Raw genomic sequence first — 17,134 nt, forward strand, 5'->3', positions numbered from 1 at the left:
GTCGCCGATGTCCTGCACCCGCCTGACCTGGGGTGCAAGTCCGTCGCACACCGCCGGCGACAGAGGCCAGGCCAGAGCAGGGCAGGCCAGAGCAGGGCAGGCCAGAGCAGGGCAGGCCAGGGCAGAGCAGGGACCTACGAAGCACGGCCCGGGCCATGGCTGGCTCGGGCCGTGCACCGTTTGCGGCGGCTCCTCGTACGATCGCGTGGCTCCTACGATCGCGGTCCTCGGATGACCGCGGTCTCAGGCGATGGGAAGTGCCGCCAGCGGTGAGGTGTCGACCGGCTCCCGTCGGGGAGTGGTCGCCATCAGCCGGGCGAACTGCTCACCGGCCCGGTCGATGCGTACCGGCAGGGTGTCGGTGAGCGCGTCTCCCGTGCCGCCCCAGTCCTCCGACGCCGCGTACACGGCCGTCGGCGCGACGATCGCCCGCAGATAGGCGAACAACGGACGCAGCGCGTGCTCCAGCACCAGCGAGTGCCGGGCCGTGCCACCGGTCGCCCCGATGAGCACGGGCTTCCCGGTGAGGGCGTCCGGGTCGATCAGGTCGAAGAACGACTTGAACAGACCGCTGTACGACCCCGTGAACACCGGAGTCACCGCGATCACCCCGTCGGCCTCCGTGACGGCTTCGATGGCGTCGTCGAGTGCGGGCGGCGGAAACCCGGTCACCAGGTGGTTGGCGATGGGAACGGCCAGCTCGCGAAGCTCGATGACGTGCACCTCCACGTCCACGCCCTGACCCATGAGTCCTTGGCGAACCGACTCGGAGAGGCGGTCGGCCAGCAGCCGGGTCGACGAGGGCACGCTCAGACCGGCGGACACGGCCACCAACTTCAGTGTCTGCTGCGGCTTCATCGTTACGCCTCCTTACGGGCAGCGATGACGGCGGGGTGCAGGGGCGCGCTCTCGGGGACTCCGGCGGGCCGCAGCTTCGCGAACTCCTTGCGCAGCACCGGGACGACTTCCTCACCGAGGATGTCGAGCTGCTCCAGGACCGTCTTCAGCGGGAGCCCCGCGTGGTCCATCAGGAACAACTGGCGCTGGTAGTCGCCGACCGCGTCACGGAAGCCGAGCGTCCGCTCGATCACCTGCTGCGGGGAGCCGACGGTCAGCGGGGTCTGCTCGCTGAAGTCCTCCAGCGAGGGACCGTGTCCGTAGACCGGCGCGTTGTCGAAGTACGGGCGGAACTCGCGCACCGCGTCCTGCGAGTTCTTGCGCATGTAGACCTGGCCGCCGAGTCCGACGATGGCCTGCTCGGGCGTGCCGTGGCCGTAGTGGGCGTACCGCTTCCGGTAGAGGTCCACCATCTTCTTGGTGTGGCTCATGGGCCAGAAGATGTTGTTGTGGAAGAAGCCATCACCGTAGTAGGCGGCCTGTTCCGCGATCTCCGGGGAGCGGATCGAACCGTGCCAGACGAACGGCGGTACGCCGTCGAGCGGGCGCGGGGTCGAGGTGAACGACTGGAGGGGCGTACGGAACTTGCCTTCCCAGTCCACCACGTCCTGTCGCCACAGCTTGTGGACGAGGGCGTAGTTCTCGATCGCCAGCGGTATGCCCTGTCGGATGTCCTTGCCGAACCACGGATAGACCGGCCCGGTGTTGCCCCGGCCCATCATCAGGTCCACCCGGCCGTCGGCGAGGTGCTGGAGGTATGCGTAGTCCTCCGCGATCTTCACCGGGTCGTTGGTGGTGATGAGGGTGGTGGAGGTGGACAGGATCAGGTTCTCGGTGCGGGCCGCGATGTGTCCCAACAGCGTCGTGGGGGACGAGGGGACGAATGGCGGGTTGTGGTGCTCGCCGGTGGCGAAGACGTCGAGGCCGACCTCTTCGACCTTCTGCGCGATGGCGACCGTCGCCTTGATGCGCTCGTGCTCGCTCGGCGTGCGCCCGTTGGTCGGGTCGGTGGTGACATCGCCGACGGTGAAGATGCCGAACTGCATGGAGCTCACCTCTCGCGTTAGGGCCTTCAACCTAAGTGGTTGAATGTTGAATCAAATCGTACAACGGGAGACCCCTCCCCGCTATTCCGCCCCCGGCACACCGGCTGGTTCCCATCCTGTCGAACCCCTTCCCACCTGGTGCTTTCCCATTTCGGCCGTTCCTGGAAGCGCCCGAGACGGGCCCGAGACACGCCCCGCGGGACGTTTTGAGACCCACCCCGAGGCGTGCATCGCCCTGGCCGACGCACCACAGGCAACTGGCCGATGCACCACAGACAAAGGGGGTGTCCGTCACCGAGTGACGGACACCCCACACCAGATCGCCGGTGGCCCGGCCGTCCTCTATCTCGCGGCGGAGAAGAGCTGGCGGAACGCATCGGCCGAGTCCGAGCCCGACCGTCCGAACGGCGCGTCGAAGTCCCACACCAGGAAGAGGAGGAAGGCGATCAGCGCGCTGAACAGTCCGGCGAGCAGCAGTTCCCGGCCGGAGCGACCGATGTGCATGGTGAAGATCAGCCCCACCGTGACCAACGCCCCGATGATCAGACCGAACCAGACCACCCCGGGCAGCGTCGCACCCGCGTTCTGCTCCCGTGCGTTGCGTGCGTCGTCGGCGATGGAGATCTGGTCCAGCATCGGCTGGTACGCCTGGGCCTCCAGCTCATTCGCGGGTTCGTGCTGGGCGACATCGCTCCGTACGGTGTCCAGGAGCTGGGTCCCACGGTCGGGCAACTCCTCACCCGCCGTCATCCGTGGCCACTCGGTGTGCACGACGTGGGAGACGTACCGATCGATGTCCTTCCTCAGCTCGGTCTGGACATCGGGCGGAAAGACCTCGGCGCGCTGGGTCACCTCGTAGAGCGCCTGTGCCTCGCGTCGCACATCGTCCTGGGCCGTGCTGCGCGCCTCCCAGACACCCGCGATGGCCAACCCCAGGACGATGGCGTACACCACACCCACCATCATCGTCATGTACTCAAGGACGTCGGGTGTGGAGTCGCGGTCATCTTCGATCGGGAGGGCCCGGGCCTCGCGTCTGCGATGGCTGAGCAGGGTTGCGGCGAGTACGACGGCGCAGGCGGCGGCCATCGCGATGGCCAGGACCAGCCATTCGGACATGGGGATCTCCGTGCTGTTGGGGGGTGCTGTGTGCGCTGTCCGGTCTGGTGCGCCGGTTTGCGTCGGGCAGTGCCGTGCCCCGGGCGCCGCTGGGGCGGCCGGGGGTCGGGTCAGCGACCGCGCCGGGGCCGCAGCATGGCGGCGGCCAGGACGGCGGGCGTGGTGGTGGTGAGCATGATGACGACCAGGGGCAGCCCGTCGGACTTCCGCTTCCCCGGGATGGGCCGGTACTTACGCACGACGGGCATGGCCTGCGGCGGCGGTGCGGCCTGGGGCGGGCTGGTGCGCGGGGGTGCCGGTAGCGGCCGTGGTGCGGGCGGTGCCGGGGCGCGAGCGGGGACGAGCGCGGGGGGCGGTTCGGCCGGCGGCGGGGCCGGGGGAGCCGGTGGCGGCTCGACCACGGGCGGCGCGGGAGCCGGAGGCGACGGGGGCGGACTGGTCGGGGTGGGCGTAGGAGTAGGAGTAGGGACGGGTGTGGGCGTCGGGGTCGGGGTCGGGGACGGTGTGGGCGTTGGAGTCGGTGTGGGGCTGGGCGTCGGGGTTGGAGTCGGCGTAGGCGTGGGAGTAGGGGTCGGCGTGGGGCAGGGGGGCGGCTCGGGAGGCGGGGGGCAGTCCGTGAAGAGGTGGACCGCCACCGATACGTCGATCGTCAGCGGAACGGTTCCTCCGACCGACACGGACGCCGAGGCGCAGACGAGTCCCGGTACCGACACATGTGTGGAGACCTCGAACGGCAAGGGGAGCGGGAACGACACATGTGCCGCGCCGTCGAGCACCCGGGCAGGAGCGGAGGACGAGCCGAGGGGGTCGTTCGATCGCGGGACCGACGCGGGCTCCGCTGCGGGCCGCGCCGCTCGCTCGTCTCCAGCGTTTTCAGCGGGTCCGGCAGTTCCAACACCCTCGGCGTTTCCGGCGTTTCCGGCGTCTCCGGCGGTTCCATTGGCCGGGTGCCGGGTGGTGCGCGATTCGCCGACGGTCGCAGCCGGGTCTCGATCGGCGGTTTCGTGCTGGATGTCCTGCCCCGCGGGTGCTGGCTTCGGGGAATCGCTCTCCCCACCGGCCGGGGAACTCGTCGTCCCTGATGGGCTCGATGCCTTCGCGGCCGGCGTAGGTGAGGCGTCGGGGCGAGCGTCCGTTTCCCTGGCGCCGGGCTCCTGCGCCGTCGGCCCGGGCGCCACCCCCGCCGTACCGTCGGCTTCCGGCCGATCAGACGTCCGTACCCGGCCGTCTCCTTCGGTCCCCTCGGTGCCCGCCCCGCCTTCGGGTCCGGCCATCGGCTCGGAGATCGACGCCTGCGCCGACTCCCTCACGGCCCCGGTTGCAGCAGCGGCCACAGCCACCCCTTGCGAACCCACAATCGCCGCGATCCCCAACGCGCTCAACTGCTGCCATCCCGCCACATTCGTACGTTAGGGGCAAGGCGGTCCGTGGTGCGGGGTGTCGCGCGGATAGGCAAATTAGACGTTTGTCTGACACGTAACCCACATGCTTCACCTCCAACACTGGCACCACATAGGTCGCTCCCAGCATCACCGAACGCCGTTCTGCCCCTGCCGGAGTAGCCCGACATGCGGCATCTGACGACCCGTGAGAGGTTCGCCGGGTGATGAGTTTCCTGATCGCCGCGCTCTCCGTCCCCATGGTCGCCGTCTGCTCCGCAGCGGCGCTCGCCCTGCTGGGCACCTCGGCCCTCCGGTTCTCCAGTGCGGGCCGTACCGACCCCTCCGACGAGGCGCGTTCGGTGACGCTCGCGCTCTACGGCTGTGTGGTCGCCGTTATGACCCTCGGCCTGTTCGTCACCCTGCTGTAGCCCGCGGCCGTACCTCGGACCCGGCCCATGGGCAGCGGGTCAAGGAGCCAAGGGTCGAGGTGGCAACAGGCCCAGGCGTCAAGAGGTCGGGAATGCACGAAATCTGATTGGACGTCAGCTCAGCGTGCCCGCATTCTTCCGCCGTGGTCGAGGGCTGGAAGGTGCGGATCTTCGCGAGGGTCCTGATCGGTATCGATGTGCGCGGGGGAGAACGTTCCTTCGGTCGTATGCCCGACGCCACGGTTTCTCGCCACATCCGGGAACGGAATATGCCTGAAGGTCGATCGGCGCCTCAATGGGCATTTGCAGCAACGGAGTTGAATGGCGGGAAAGGGGATCGCCGCCTCAAGCTTCAAGATCCTTTCTCCGGGAATTGGCGGCTTCCCCAAGATCGAAAGGTGAAGGTCATCGCCACGGGCTGCCAGGGGTGAACATCGAGGGTGAACATCGAGCGGCCTGGTGGACCGCTATCTCGCCCTACGGTCCGCAGTGCGCGATGGAGGCCCCTGGGTCGGGCGGACGTCCCGGGCTGCTCGGGCTGCTCGCGCTGTTTGGGCAGGGTGGCATCCCGGGCGCCATGGGTGGGCGCCATCGACGGGGCCCGGCGTCCCGCTGGAGCGGACCTGTCCGTCATGACCCTTTGGGGGCGCAGAAGGGGACGCAGAAAGGGACGGAGGATGACAGAGCGACACTCCTGTGCCCCGTGTGACGCATGGGCTGGAGATTCCGCAGAGTCATCCGGTTGTGGACTTCACCTTCGCGCCCAGTAGCGGCATCGTCGCTGTATGAGACGAACACCGCTGCAACGCGAGCGCTGCGCCCGCCTTGCGGACTCTGCCGCCGCCATCCCTGACGGCCCGTCCGACGCCGGTAGAGCCGGGGTCGTGCTGTACGCCACCGGTCAGCCGTCCGCGCTGGTCGGTCTGCGGCTCTTCGCGCAGGCGCGCCGGTGGCCCGTGGTCGCCGAGGTCGTCGATCCTGCGCCGGGCGGGCTGTGGTCCAGCACCCTCCACCTCATCCGCTCGCAGCGGGTCGCGGGAGTCCTCTTTGACGGACCCCTGGTGGACACGTCCTGGCTCGAAGACGCCTCGGCCTTCGCGGTCCGCCCCGCGGTCGAGACCGGAACGCTCTGATCGCTGCTTCCGGCCATCCCGCCCCGGCCACCGGCGGGTTCAGAGCCAGCCGTTGCGGCGGAAGCTGCGGTGGATGGTCACACAGGCGGTCGCCATCACGGTGAGCACCAGGGGATAGCCATAGGTCCAGCGCAGTTCCGGCATGTGCTCGAAGTTCATCCCGTACATCCCGCACACCATGGTCGGGACGGCGACTATCGCCGCCCATGCCGTGATCTTCCGCATGTCCTCGTTCTGGGCGACCGTCACCTGTGCGAGGTGGGCTTGGAGGATCGAGTCGAGGAGCGCGTCGAAGGAGGCGAGTTGTTCGCTTAGTCGGGTCAGGTGGTCGACGACGTCCCGGAAGTACGGCTGCATGGCGGGGCCGGCCGGGGCGAGCGGTGTGGTGGCCAGGGCCCGGATGGGCCGCTCCAGCGGACCTGCGGACCGCTTGAGTTCGAGTAGTTCCCGTTTGAGCTGGTAGATGCGGCCGGCGTCATGGCGGCCTGCCTGCTCGCTGAAGACTGCGGTCTCCACTTCGTCCACGTCGTGCTGTACGGCGTCGGCGGCGGCGAGGTAGTCGTCCACGATCTGGTCGGCGATGGCGTGCAGTACGGCGGCCGGGCCCTTGGCCAGCTGTTCTGGCCTGGCCTCCAGTGACTCTCGGAGCGGGCCGAGGGAGCCGTGTCCGCCGTGTCGGACGGTGAGGACGAAGTCGGAGCCGATGAAGACCATCAGGTCTCCGGTGTCCACCACTTCCCCGCCCGACGGGGACTGGGGGTCGGCGATGTAGCGGCAGGTCCGGAACACCGCGACGAGCGTGTCCCCGTGGGGCTGGCCGCGCACGGGCTCGTAGCGCTGGAGACCCGGTCGCTGCTGGGCCAGCGCCGCGTCCTCCACGGCCAGCGGGTGGAGTCCGAACATCTCGGCGAAGACGGCCAACTCCAGCGCGGTCGGCTCGTGCAGTCCGAACCAGACGAAGCCCCGCCCGTCCGAGCGCCGCACCTGTCGAAGGGCATTCTGGGCGTCGCCGTCGCAGGGCTGCCGCACACCGTCCTCGTACACCACGCAGTTGACGACCGTGCTGCCGAGAGGTGAGCGCGCCGGGTGGCTGAGATCGACGGTGGCGCGACGGTAGGTGCGGCTTATCACTCGGCGCAGCTTGCGCATCATCGGCACGGTGGAGCTCCTTCGGACGGCCGGGCGTCAGTGTGCCATCGGACCGGTACTGGAAGGCAGAGTTCCGCAGGCCAGGACGGTACGGCAGGGGTTCGAGGGGTTGCGGGAGGCGAAAGGGGCGACCGGGCTGCCGAGCTTGGCGGGCATTCGATGGCCGAGTCATGGTTCCCTACGCCCATCACGGCCATGGTGGCCTGAAGGCAGCCGCCTCAGCTGGCTTATGTGTACCCCTCAAGAGACATTTATGGGATCATCGCAAGGATTCACCACACGCGTCACACAGGCCCCTGTTACGGATAGGCCCCGGCGCGCCCATGCCATTCGCCGGTCCGGGGGGACGTTGTGCCATACCACCCTTCTACGGCTGTGAGATTGCTGAAATCCGCGTCGTATGTCGCAGCACTGCTGACCCTGTCGGTGCTGTTGTCCATGGTGGTGCCCGGAGTGGTCGATTGGGTGCCCGAGAAGGGAAAGGCGGCTCCGCGACAGGAGTCGACGGACCGCACGGTCAACGACTCCAAGAACGCCGCCGCGAGCGCGTCCGTGGGTGCCGCACAGGTGGACCCGCGCCCGCCCCGGGAGGCGGCGGCGGAACCCGCCCCCGCGGACATCGCCGAGTGCACGGCGCTTCCGCTGTCCGCCTTCGGTGACGCCGGCCACGCCGCCGGCCGGGCCAGCGTCCCCGGCGACGGCAGCGTCTGTTACACCGTCACCGCCGAGCGCCCCGGACTCCACCGCATCCTCCTGGACCGCCACCGCGGCGACTCCCACGCACTCGTCTTCGACGGCGCCCGCCAGCTCGACTGCTACGACGCTGCCGGTGGCGCCGGCTGGTGCGCCCTGCCCCGCGCTGGCGTCTTCACCGTGAAGGTCGTCAACTACGGCTCGGCCCGCAGCCGGACCGCCCTCGCCGCGATCTCCCTCGCCGACACCACCGGCTGTCGCACACAGACGGGCACCTCCTGGACGACCCCCGCGGTCACGGGCTCCCTGGACAGCGCACTGGAACTCCTGTGCCAGCCGTTCCGGGCCCGACCGGGTGACCGGGTCGTCGTCGACTTCTCCGCCGACCAGTGGATCACCGACCGCTCCGGCGCCCGGATCTGCCCGCGCACCAACGCCGACGGCAGCGACGGATGCGTCCTGCCCGGTGACGGCCCCTACCGGGTGATCGCTCGGATCAAGCATTCCGAAGCCGGCTTCCCCGCCGCGTACGCCTTGAGCATCCGACGGCTGTCCGACCCCTCGGGCTGTGGATACGCCCCGCTGAACGCCTATGACTCGCCGCCCGCAGCGGCCACCGCGAGCGGCTGCAAGATCTTCTCCGCTCCCACCGCCGGCAGCTTTGAGATCCATCAGGTGTCAGCCGCGGGCGTACGGTCCGGAGTGAAGGTCTACGACCGGACCGGCAGGACCGTCTGCAAGCCGTGGGGCCAGTGCCAGTTGCCCGACTCGGCCGACTACACCCTCGTCACCGATCAGGCAACGCTCGTCTACGACCGCACCGCCAGCGACGGCTGTCGGCCCGCGGTGCTCGGCGGCCAGCTCGGCGACTTCGGGGCCGCGGGGGAGACCGACTGTCTGATCCTGCCGGAGCCGGCCGGAGCCCGGTTGGCCGCACTGGGCAACCGCGGTGCGGTCAAGGTCGACCCCAAGGCCGTCGTCCTCGACGCGGACGGCACCCAGCGGTGCGACTGGGCCACGTTGAACGAGGGCACCTGCGGGCTGACCGGCAAGGCCCCGCACCGGATGCTGATCACCGCGGGGCAGTCGAACCAGCCCACCGGTGCCTATGCGATGGCGCTCTACCGCACCGACACGGCCGAGGGCTGCACCACGGTTCCCGCCGGTGACTTCACCGCCACCACGGCCGCCGCCCACCTGACCACCGGTGACGGCGTGTTCTCGCACTGTCTGACAATCCCCGCCGGCGATCACAGCGTGATGGAGAACCTCCAACTGCACACGGCGGCGGGTACGAGCAATGCCGTCGTCACGGTGGTCGACCCGACGGGTACCAAGGTCTGCACGCTGCGGCCCGTCCAGTACGCGCACACCACCTGCGGTTTCACTCCCGGCGCCGCCTACACGGTGATCTTCTCGGCCGAGGACACCGACGGCTCGTACACCCTCACCCGTCGCGATGTCACCGCCACGGCCAAGGGCTGCATCCCCAACCCGGCGACTGTCGTGGGCGGCCCGTCCGTCACGGCAACGGCCGGCGCGGCGGGCACCCTCCAGTGCCGTCAGGTGACCACCGACGACCCCAAGGACACGCTCTATCTGAACGCCCGCGACGAGCAGGCCACCGCCCACACCGTCGCCCATGGCGCGGACGGCGCTATCACCACCTGCGGCTACCGCGCCCGGGCCTGCGCGGTCACCGGCTCCACCAGCTACCAGGTCATCGTCACCGTGCCGCAGGACCGGCCGGCGGCCCCCGACTACCGCTTCGACGCCCTGCGGATCGGCACGGCGGCCGGCCCGGCACCCGAATGTCTCCGGATCCCGAGCGTCAGCTACGGCTTCGGCGCCCTCACCGGAACCCTGACCGAGCAGAACTCCGCCGTCTGTGCGGCGCTGCCCACCGGCACGAGCGACCAGTTCAACGCCACCGTCACGAGCGACACGGGGGTCGCCGAGCGTGGGCTGACCGTGGTGCCCAGGCTCTACGGCAGCGCGCTCGAAAACGGCTGCACCACCACCCGCACCGGCCGTTACCGCTGCGCCACCGACGAGCCCACCACCGCCCCGCTCCTGCCCACCACCCTGGTCATCGGGCTTCCCGAGCGGGCGTCGCAGACCTCCTACCGTGCCGCCTTCGACTGCCGCGCCAGCCTGTGCGGGAACGAGCCGCGCACGGTCGGCACGATCGGCCCGGCCACCGCTGTCAGCGGCAGCGACACCGTCCTCACCCTCACCGGCACGGCACTGCACCAGCAGGACACGGTCCGCATCAAGCGCTCCGGGAAGACCATCGAGTCGACGCCGATCTCCGTCGCACCGGATCGCCGGTCGCTGACGGTGGCCCTCGATCTCGACGGTGCCGCACCGGGCACCTGGACCGCGAGTGTGATCACCCACTACGGCTGGGAGTTCGGCCGGGGCGCCTTCATCGTCACCCCGGGCGCAGCGCTGAAGAACACCAGGGCGCCCAGGATCAGCGGCACCGTACGGGCAGGAGCCAAGGTCACCGCGGTCACCGGCGGTTGGACGCCCGTGGCCACGTCCCACCGCTACCAGTGGAAGGCGGACGGGCGCAGCATCTCCGGCGCCACCTCGTCCACCTACACCGTCCCGTCCTCGCTCGTCGGCAAGCAGCTCACGGTCAGCGTCACCGCCCGCCGCATCGGCCACCCGGACGGTTCGGCCACCAGTGCACCGACCACGGTCGCGCTGGGCAGTGCGCCGAAGGCCAGCAAGTCGCCGCGGATCACGGGGACGGCCGACGTCGGCCGCACCCTGAAGGCGAAGCGTGGCACCTGGTCGCCGAAGCCGACGTCGTACGCCTACCAGTGGTACGCCGACGGCCGGGCGATCGTCGGGGCGACCGGGTCCAGCCTGAAGCTGAAGTCGGCACAGGGCGGCAAGAGGATCACGGTCAAGGTGACCGCCCAGCGCACCGGGCACCAGATCGGGTCGGCCACCAGTAAGGCGACGGACTCCGTCGACCGCTGAAGCGCCGCACCGCCCGCCACCGGGCGCGTGGTGCCGGCGCCCGATCGCACCGGGTCGCCCTTCCGTGCCGCAACCGACGGCCCGGCGTACGCGGCCCTCGGTACGGCCATGGCCGAGGTGTACGGCCGGCCGATGTCCTTCCTCGGCCAGGGCGGCTCCATCCCGCTCTGCAACGTCCTCGCCGACGCCTATCCGCGCGCCGAGATCATCCTGATGGGGGTCGAGGAGCCGCAGTGCCTCATCCACGCCCCCAACGAGAGCGTCGACCCCACCGAGATCGAGCACATGGCCCAGGTCGAAGCGCTGTTCCTACGCCGTTTCAGCGCTGCTGCTTCTCCAACAACTGTGCGGTGATGAACCCCACCACCGCACACACCGCGATCAACGGCATCTGGTTCGCCGCGTCCTTGCCCATCAGCAGCACGGCCAACACGGAACTGGTCACCGGCAGTCGGGTCACCACCGCGGACGCCGTCGCCATGCCGAGCGCCAGCCCGGGTGTCACCCCCAGCCCCGGCAACCCCGCGCAGGCCACCCCGATCGCCGCGCCGAGCAGCACCGAAGGGAAGATCGGTCCACCGCGCAGAGAACCCAGACTCACGCCCCAGGCAAGGCCCTTGCACACCACCAGAGCCACCAGCGCACCCACCGACCACCCATGGGGATCGGCGGCCAGCACACCGAGCGTCACCTGCCCCGACAGTGCGGCCTCCGCGGGCGAGCGGCCCGACACCAAGGCGTACACGGCGATGCACACCCCCACGGCCACCGCACACACCACCGTCCGCAGCGCGGTGTGCCGCTCGGTCCACCGCAGCGACACATAGCCGATGCGATGGGCGTACGTCACCACCACACCGATCAGCACCGCGACCGGCACCCCCCACAGGAAGTCACCGGCGTCCGGGCCCACATTCGGTGGTACGTCGGGCAGTTGCAACGCCCCGATGGACAGGCCCGTCCACTTCCCGAAACCGGTGAATACCAACGCACCCACACCGCTGGCCAGCAGACACGGCAACAGCAACAACACCAGTTGGGGCCCGGCGAGCCCCGCCGCCTCCACCACCATCACCGCAGCGACCAACGGACCGCCCAGGATGGTGGAGATCGCGGTCGTCGATCCCGTCGTCCCCAACACCAGTGCGGCCTTGGGGTCCTCGGCGCGCTTAGCCGACCGCACGGCGAGCAGGGCGAGCCCACTGCCAAGTGCCATCAGCGGGGCCTCGGGACCCAGCACCACACCCAACGGCAGGGTCGCGAGGGCCGCCAACACCACACCGGGCAGCGCATCGGGCCCCAGTGGCGGCCCGCCGAGACCGTGCACCGGCTGATGCCCACCACGGCCCGGCAGCCGGGTCACGATCGGCGCGAGCAACAGCCCGGCGAGCAGCAGCGCGGGCAGCGACCACCACCACGGTGGCTCGTCGTACCCGACCGCATGGGGGAGGTCCTCCCAGATGGCGTGCTGGAGGGCGTGCTGCGCACTGACGAAGAAGAAGCAGGCCAGGGCGATGGGCGCCCCGATCAGAACGGACAGCAGCAGCAGTTTGAGATAGCCGCGGCTCCGGATGGTGTCCCGGAGCGTGGGCGCCTCGTCCGAGGCCGCCCCGGGCGCCGCCGTACTCATACGACCCTCCGCCCGCTACTGCCTGCCGTACGGCTCCACGCGGTCGGGGTGCGCACTTCCTGGCGATCCATGAGCCCATGCAAAGGCAGGAGAAGGCGGGTGGTCCGCCTGGGCGCGCTGCATTCGGGTGGCTCCACCCGGACGGCGGTCCACCGCTCGCCGCCACTCCACGCTTCGGGTTCGCTGACGGGACGGCGAGCGGGAGGCGTACGGCGATGGCGGACGGCAGCAGCGCACGGCCGGGGCGATGGACGGTGGCGTACGGCGAACACGTGCGGCACGGCGGCCCGCCCGCCCCGGGCTGGGGCCCCCGGCCATGACCGGGGGCACCGAGCTGGAGCACCTGAGGGCCAGGGTCGCCGCCCTGGAGACCTCGGCGCCCGGGCCCGCCCACCACCGGGTCCGCTCGTTCTTCTCCGCGCTGCTCATCGTCATCGGCTGTGTCCTCGCCCCGCTGGGCGCCGTCGCCGCCTGGAGTTCCGACGAGGTCGGGAACACCGATCGCTACGTGGACACCGTCGCACCGCTCGCCTCGGACGCCGACGTACAGAACGCGGTCGCCGATCGGGTCACCGACGCCGTAATGGAACACATCGACCTCAACTCCCTGCTGGAGGGCGTGGCTCCGGCCGATCGACCGCTGCTCACCAAGGCGCTCGGCAAGCTCGGTGACTCGCTGGAGAGCGCGCTGCGCAGCTTCGTCCACGACAAGTCGCAGGAGGTCGTCGCATCCGACACGTTCAAGACCGTCTGGGTCGACGCCAACCGCAAGGTCCATGACGCCGTGGACAAGGCCCTCACCGGCAGCGGTGGCGGCGCGGTCGAGCTCACGGACGACTCCGTACGGATCGATCTGGGGCCGATCGTCGATGAGGTGAAGCAGCGCCTCGTATCGGACGGCCTGACGGTGGCCGGGCGGATTCCCGAGGTCAACGCCGAGTTCACGGTGTTCAAGTCGGAGGACATCGGCAAGGTCAAGACGGGGTTCCGGCTGCTCCAGATCGCCGGCTTCTGGCTGCCGGTGCTGGCCCTGCTGCTGGTGGTCGTGGGCGTACTGCTCGCGGTGCGCCGCCGTAGGGCACTGGTCGCCGCCGCGCTGGGGGTGGCCTTCGCACTGCTGCTGCTGGGCCTGGGTCTGACGGGCTTCCGAGCGGTCTATCTGGACGCCCTGCCGTCGGAGGTGTCCCAGCCCGCGGCCGGTTCGGTGTACGACGCGATGGTCCGCTATCTGCGGACCACGGTACGGATGGTGGTCACGCTCGGGATCGTGGTGGCCCTCGCGGCCTGGCTCACCGGCCCGGGGCGCTGGGCCGCCCTCGTACGGCAGGTGTGGCACAGCGGCCTCGGGGCGGTACGGACGACCATCGCCCGCGCGGGGCTGCACACGGGGCCGGTGGGGCCCTGGGTGCGCCGCTATCGACGCTGGATCGTCTGGGTGCTGGTGGCGGGGGCGGTACTGGCATACGTGCTGTGGAGCTATCCGACCGCGTGGGTGGTGGTGGGGCTGGCGCTGGCCTTGCTGTTCGCCCTGGCGGTGGTGGAACTGGTGGCGGGCGAGCCGGGGCCTGGAGGCGGCACGGTGGGCCGGTCGGGCCCCGAGGAGAGCCCTCCGTCAGGACCGGCTGACGGTGGGGCCACGGCCGGTGGGAGTCCACCGTCGGGAGCGTCATCGGGACGGTCATCCGGTGGGAGCGCGGCTGACACACGGACCGGTGGATCGGCCGGCACCGGGACCGCGCCCACGCCCCAGCGTCCCTCCCGGCCGCCGCACATCCCCCAGACCCCACCATCACCCGAACGGCCGAACACCGATGGCGGTGGGCCGGGCGCGGGCTGAGGCTCGAATTCCCGTCCGCGATGGGCGCACGGGGCAAGGAAGCCAATGAAGGGACGTCCCATGAGCAGTGCATCGCAGCCGACCGGGACACCACCGCCGAGATCCACCCCGACGACCGGTCAGGGCTCCGGCTACGGGTCCCGTCACAACAGTGGCTGGGCGGTCGGAGGGGTCGTCTTCGCGGGCATCCTGATGATCTGCAATGGCGTGCTCGCCATCCTTCAGGGCATCTCCGCGATCGCCAAGGACGACGTGTACACCCGGGTCGGCGACTACGTCTACAAGATCAACCTCACTGGATGGGGTTGGATCCACCTCGTGCTCGGCGTCTGTCTGCTGATCACCGGCTGGGGCGTGCTGTCGAACCAGTCCTGGGCGCGGTACACGGGCATCTTCTTCGCCTCGATCAGCCTGATCGCGCAGTTCCTGTTCCTGCCCTATCTCCCGATCTGGGCAGTGATCATGATCGCGATCGATGTGTTCATCATCTGGGCCCTGGCCACGTACCACCCGGATGAGAGTCGAGGGGATCTGATCTGACGCAGGTTCCCCCGTGGGCCCGGTCCGTCCTGGACCGGGCCCACGAGTGCGTCCATCGCTCCGGTCGGCGGGTGTCGGTTGCGCTGCCAGGTGGTCGCTCTGCTCGCCCCGCCCGCAGACTGGGGAGCCCGTACACCCAGGCGCCGGGAGTGCTGGACGACCGGACCGAAGCGGCCGAGGAGCGGCACATGATGTTCAAACGGAACGTGCTCGACCGGGTGGTCGCCGGTGAGGTGAGCCTGGCGTTCCGGCGCTGGCTGCGCCCGGAAGCCAAGGCGGGCGGAACGCTGCGGACCTCTGTCGGTGTGATCGAGTTCGGTGCGGTGGACGTCGTCGCGGAGGAGGACATCACCGACGAGGACGCCCGCAAGGCCGGTTTCCCCGACAGGAGCGAGCTGTTGGGGAGTCTGCGACCGGGGGCGGACCGCCGGATCTACCGCATCGCCCTGCACCATGCCGGGTCCGATCCGCGGGAGGGGCTACGGACCGCGAAGGACCTGACGGAACGGGAAATCGCCCTGGACGCGGAGCGTCTCGCGCTGATCGACTCCCGCAGCAAGCACGGACCGTGGACCGAGGCCGTACTCACCCTGATTGCCGGGCGTCCGGCCGTACCGGCGCGGGAACTCGCCGAGTCCATCGATCGCGACCTCGTCCGTTTCAAGGCCGATGTGCGCAGGCTGAAGGAGTACGGACTCACCGAGAGCCTGGAGACGGGATACAGGCTGTCCCCGCGCGGGGAACTGGTTCTGGCCCGCCTCCGGGTAGATGGCACGCGCCCCTCGGAGTGACCCCGCCCGCTGGTGATCGACACATCGAGCGGGGCTCGGTCGGGGTGCGACGCGGTGTCGGCTAGGCCGCGGTCGTGGGGCGCGGTTCGCGCCACATCGCCCAGAGCACCGGACCGCCGTCGGGCAGTTGCAACTCGTTGCGCACGCTGAACCCGAAGTGCTCGTAGAACGGGAGGTTGTCCGGCTTGGACGACTCCAGATAGGCCGGCAGGCCCGCCGCATCGGCCTTTGCCAGCCCCGAGCGCAGCAGGGCGGCCCCGTGCCCCTGGCCCTGTGCCGCCGGGTCGGCGCCGATCAGCGCCAGATACCAGTGCGGCTCCTGGGGGGTGTGCTTGGCGGCCGTCTCGACGGTGTTCCTGAACAACTCGGCCCGGTCGCCGAGGATGTTCAGGAGCTCCTGGATGGTCTCCCCATCCGGCACGGCCTTGGCCTGGGCCTCCGGCGGCACCCAGAACGCGGCGGCCTTCTCGGTGACCTCGCACACGGCGTGCTTGACGTACTGCCGGGTGAAGATCGTCGTGAAGTAGCGGCTCAGATCCGCCTCACGCGTGGCGCCGTCGGGGAAGAACGAGCGCATCATCGGGTCATCGTCGAATGCGCGGGCCAGCACGCTGCTGACCAGCGGCGCATCGTCGAGCGTTGCCGTTTTCGGGGTATTCGATATCGACATAGGTTCATTCTGCACTCTTCGTTTTTCGAGGCTGGAGCGAGGTCCCCTTGCACGGTTCCACCGCCTCCCGCGGACCCCGCTCGACGCCGCGACGGACCGGCTGAAGGGCCCGTTCCCGCCCGCGGGGTCAGCCCAGAGTGCGGGCCCGTTCGAGCACCTCCGCCGACGCCTTGGCCACCGAACCGGAGTCGAAGGGGGGTTGCGGGTCGTACTCGGTGTAGAGCTGGATCGCCTGCGCGGTCACATCATCGCTGAGCAGCGCAGCCAACCGGACGGCCATGTCGATGCCGGATGAGACCCCGGCCGAGGTGATCACCCGGTCGTGCCGAACCACCCGCTCGGGGGTGTAGACGGCACCGTACGACTCCAGGTCGGCAGCCGCGTCCCAATGGGTGGTGGCGGTCAGGCCCTTCAGCAGACCGGCCGCACCGAGCACCAGGGAGCCGGTGCACACCGAGGTGGTGAAGCGGGTACCGGTGTGGATCGCGCGCACCCAGTTCAGGAAGTCGGCGTCCGCAACCATGGCCTGGAAGCTGCCACCGCAGGACATCGCAGCGCTCCACCTCGGCGTACCCGGTCGGAACGTGCACCGGCAGGGAGCCCAACACATCACGCACCAGACCGGGTTCGGCCGTGACGAACCGTACGGTGGCATCGGGCACGTACGCGAGGATCTCGTACGGCCCGATCGCGTCGAGCGGCTCGAAGTCGTCGAAGAGCGGGATCACTATGTCCATGCGCCGCAGCCTAGCCAGCCCTCACCGGGGTCGGTGAGGGCTGCTGCACGGCCCCGGGGGTGCCTCCGGCGGAACGCTCCCGCCGGGC

General features: G+C 69.9%; 15 protein-coding genes. 7 read left to right on the forward strand and 8 right to left on the reverse strand.

What is annotated here, in order from left to right; all coding sequences use genetic code 11:
• Positions 1–243: 243 nt before the first annotated feature.
• The 4 genes from OID54_RS19775 to OID54_RS19790 all read right to left on the reverse strand — a co-directional run bounded on the left by OID54_RS19775 (position 244) and on the right by OID54_RS19790 (position 3,301).
• Positions 244–858, reverse strand: a complete 615-nt coding sequence (locus OID54_RS19775; protein ID WP_329021372.1) for an FMN reductase — start codon at positions 856–858, stop codon at positions 244–246.
• Between the two features lie 2 nt (positions 859–860).
• Positions 861–1,943, reverse strand: a complete 1,083-nt coding sequence (locus OID54_RS19780; RefSeq protein WP_329021373.1) for an LLM class flavin-dependent oxidoreductase — start codon at positions 1,941–1,943, stop codon at positions 861–863.
• Between the two features lie 342 nt (positions 1,944–2,285).
• Positions 2,286–3,062 (reverse strand): bestrophin-like domain, encoded by a 777-nt coding sequence (locus OID54_RS19785; RefSeq protein ID WP_329021374.1) that lies wholly within the window; start codon positions 3,060–3,062, stop codon positions 2,286–2,288.
• Between the two features lie 110 nt (positions 3,063–3,172).
• Complete coding sequence (locus OID54_RS19790) at positions 3,173–3,301, reverse strand: hypothetical protein (RefSeq protein ID WP_329021375.1); 129 nt, start codon at positions 3,299–3,301, stop codon at positions 3,173–3,175.
• A gap of 1,367 nt (positions 3,302–4,668) precedes the next feature.
• Between OID54_RS19790 and OID54_RS19795 the strand changes: the two genes are divergently transcribed.
• On the forward strand, positions 4,669–4,872 hold the full coding sequence (locus OID54_RS19795; RefSeq protein WP_329021376.1) for a hypothetical protein: 204 nt from the start codon (positions 4,669–4,671) through the stop codon (positions 4,870–4,872).
• A gap of 785 nt (positions 4,873–5,657) precedes the next feature.
• Positions 5,658–6,005: a hypothetical protein gene (locus OID54_RS19800; protein WP_329021377.1), complete on the forward strand. Its 348-nt coding sequence runs from the start codon at positions 5,658–5,660 to the stop codon at positions 6,003–6,005.
• A gap of 39 nt (positions 6,006–6,044) precedes the next feature.
• Here the strand turns inward: OID54_RS19800 and OID54_RS19805 are convergent, their stop codons facing one another.
• Positions 6,045–7,157: a magnesium and cobalt transport protein CorA gene (locus OID54_RS19805; RefSeq protein WP_329027649.1), complete on the reverse strand. Its 1,113-nt coding sequence runs from the start codon at positions 7,155–7,157 to the stop codon at positions 6,045–6,047.
• Positions 7,158–7,529: 372 nt separating this feature from the next.
• Between OID54_RS19805 and OID54_RS19810 the strand changes: the two genes are divergently transcribed.
• Complete coding sequence (locus OID54_RS19810; protein WP_329021378.1) at positions 7,530–10,841, forward strand: hypothetical protein; 3,312 nt, start codon at positions 7,530–7,532, stop codon at positions 10,839–10,841.
• Between the two features lie 30 nt (positions 10,842–10,871).
• A complete protein-coding gene (locus OID54_RS19815; protein ID WP_329021380.1) occupies positions 10,872–11,195 on the forward strand; it encodes a hypothetical protein in 324 nt (107 codons plus the stop codon).
• Here OID54_RS19815 and OID54_RS19820 read toward each other — a convergent pair.
• On the reverse strand, positions 11,161–12,471 hold the full coding sequence (locus OID54_RS19820; RefSeq protein ID WP_329021381.1) for a chloride channel protein: 1,311 nt from the start codon (positions 12,469–12,471) through the stop codon (positions 11,161–11,163). The two genes, OID54_RS19815 and OID54_RS19820, sit on opposite strands and share 35 nt — an antisense overlap.
• Positions 12,472–12,787: 316 nt before the next feature.
• Between OID54_RS19820 and OID54_RS19825 the strand changes: the two genes are divergently transcribed.
• From OID54_RS19825 to OID54_RS19835, 3 genes are all read left to right on the forward strand, one after another.
• Positions 12,788–14,308, forward strand: a complete 1,521-nt coding sequence (locus tag OID54_RS19825) for a hypothetical protein (RefSeq protein WP_329021382.1) — start codon at positions 12,788–12,790, stop codon at positions 14,306–14,308.
• A gap of 60 nt (positions 14,309–14,368) precedes the next feature.
• Positions 14,369–14,848: a DUF7144 family membrane protein gene (locus OID54_RS19830; RefSeq protein WP_329021384.1), complete on the forward strand. Its 480-nt coding sequence runs from the start codon at positions 14,369–14,371 to the stop codon at positions 14,846–14,848.
• Positions 14,849–14,919: 71 nt separating this feature from the next.
• A complete protein-coding gene (locus OID54_RS19835; RefSeq protein ID WP_329021385.1) occupies positions 14,920–15,639 on the forward strand; it encodes a hypothetical protein in 720 nt (239 codons plus the stop codon).
• A gap of 61 nt (positions 15,640–15,700) precedes the next feature.
• On the opposite strand, the gene OID54_RS19840 is transcribed toward OID54_RS19835, so the two are convergent.
• Together OID54_RS19840 and OID54_RS19845 are read right to left on the reverse strand one after the other, a co-directional pair.
• A complete protein-coding gene (locus tag OID54_RS19840; protein WP_329021386.1) occupies positions 15,701–16,309 on the reverse strand; it encodes a GNAT family N-acetyltransferase in 609 nt (202 codons plus the stop codon).
• Positions 16,310–16,436: 127 nt separating this feature from the next.
• Positions 16,437–16,859, reverse strand: coding sequence for a DJ-1/PfpI family protein (locus OID54_RS19845; protein ID WP_329021387.1), 423 nt, complete (start codon positions 16,857–16,859; stop codon positions 16,437–16,439).
• Between the last annotated feature and the right edge of the window lie 275 nt (positions 16,860–17,134).

Origin of the sequence: Streptomyces sp. NBC_00690, assembly GCF_036226685.1 — a bacterium.
In the GTDB taxonomy this organism is placed as follows: Bacteria; Actinomycetota; Actinomycetes; order Streptomycetales; family Streptomycetaceae; genus Streptomyces.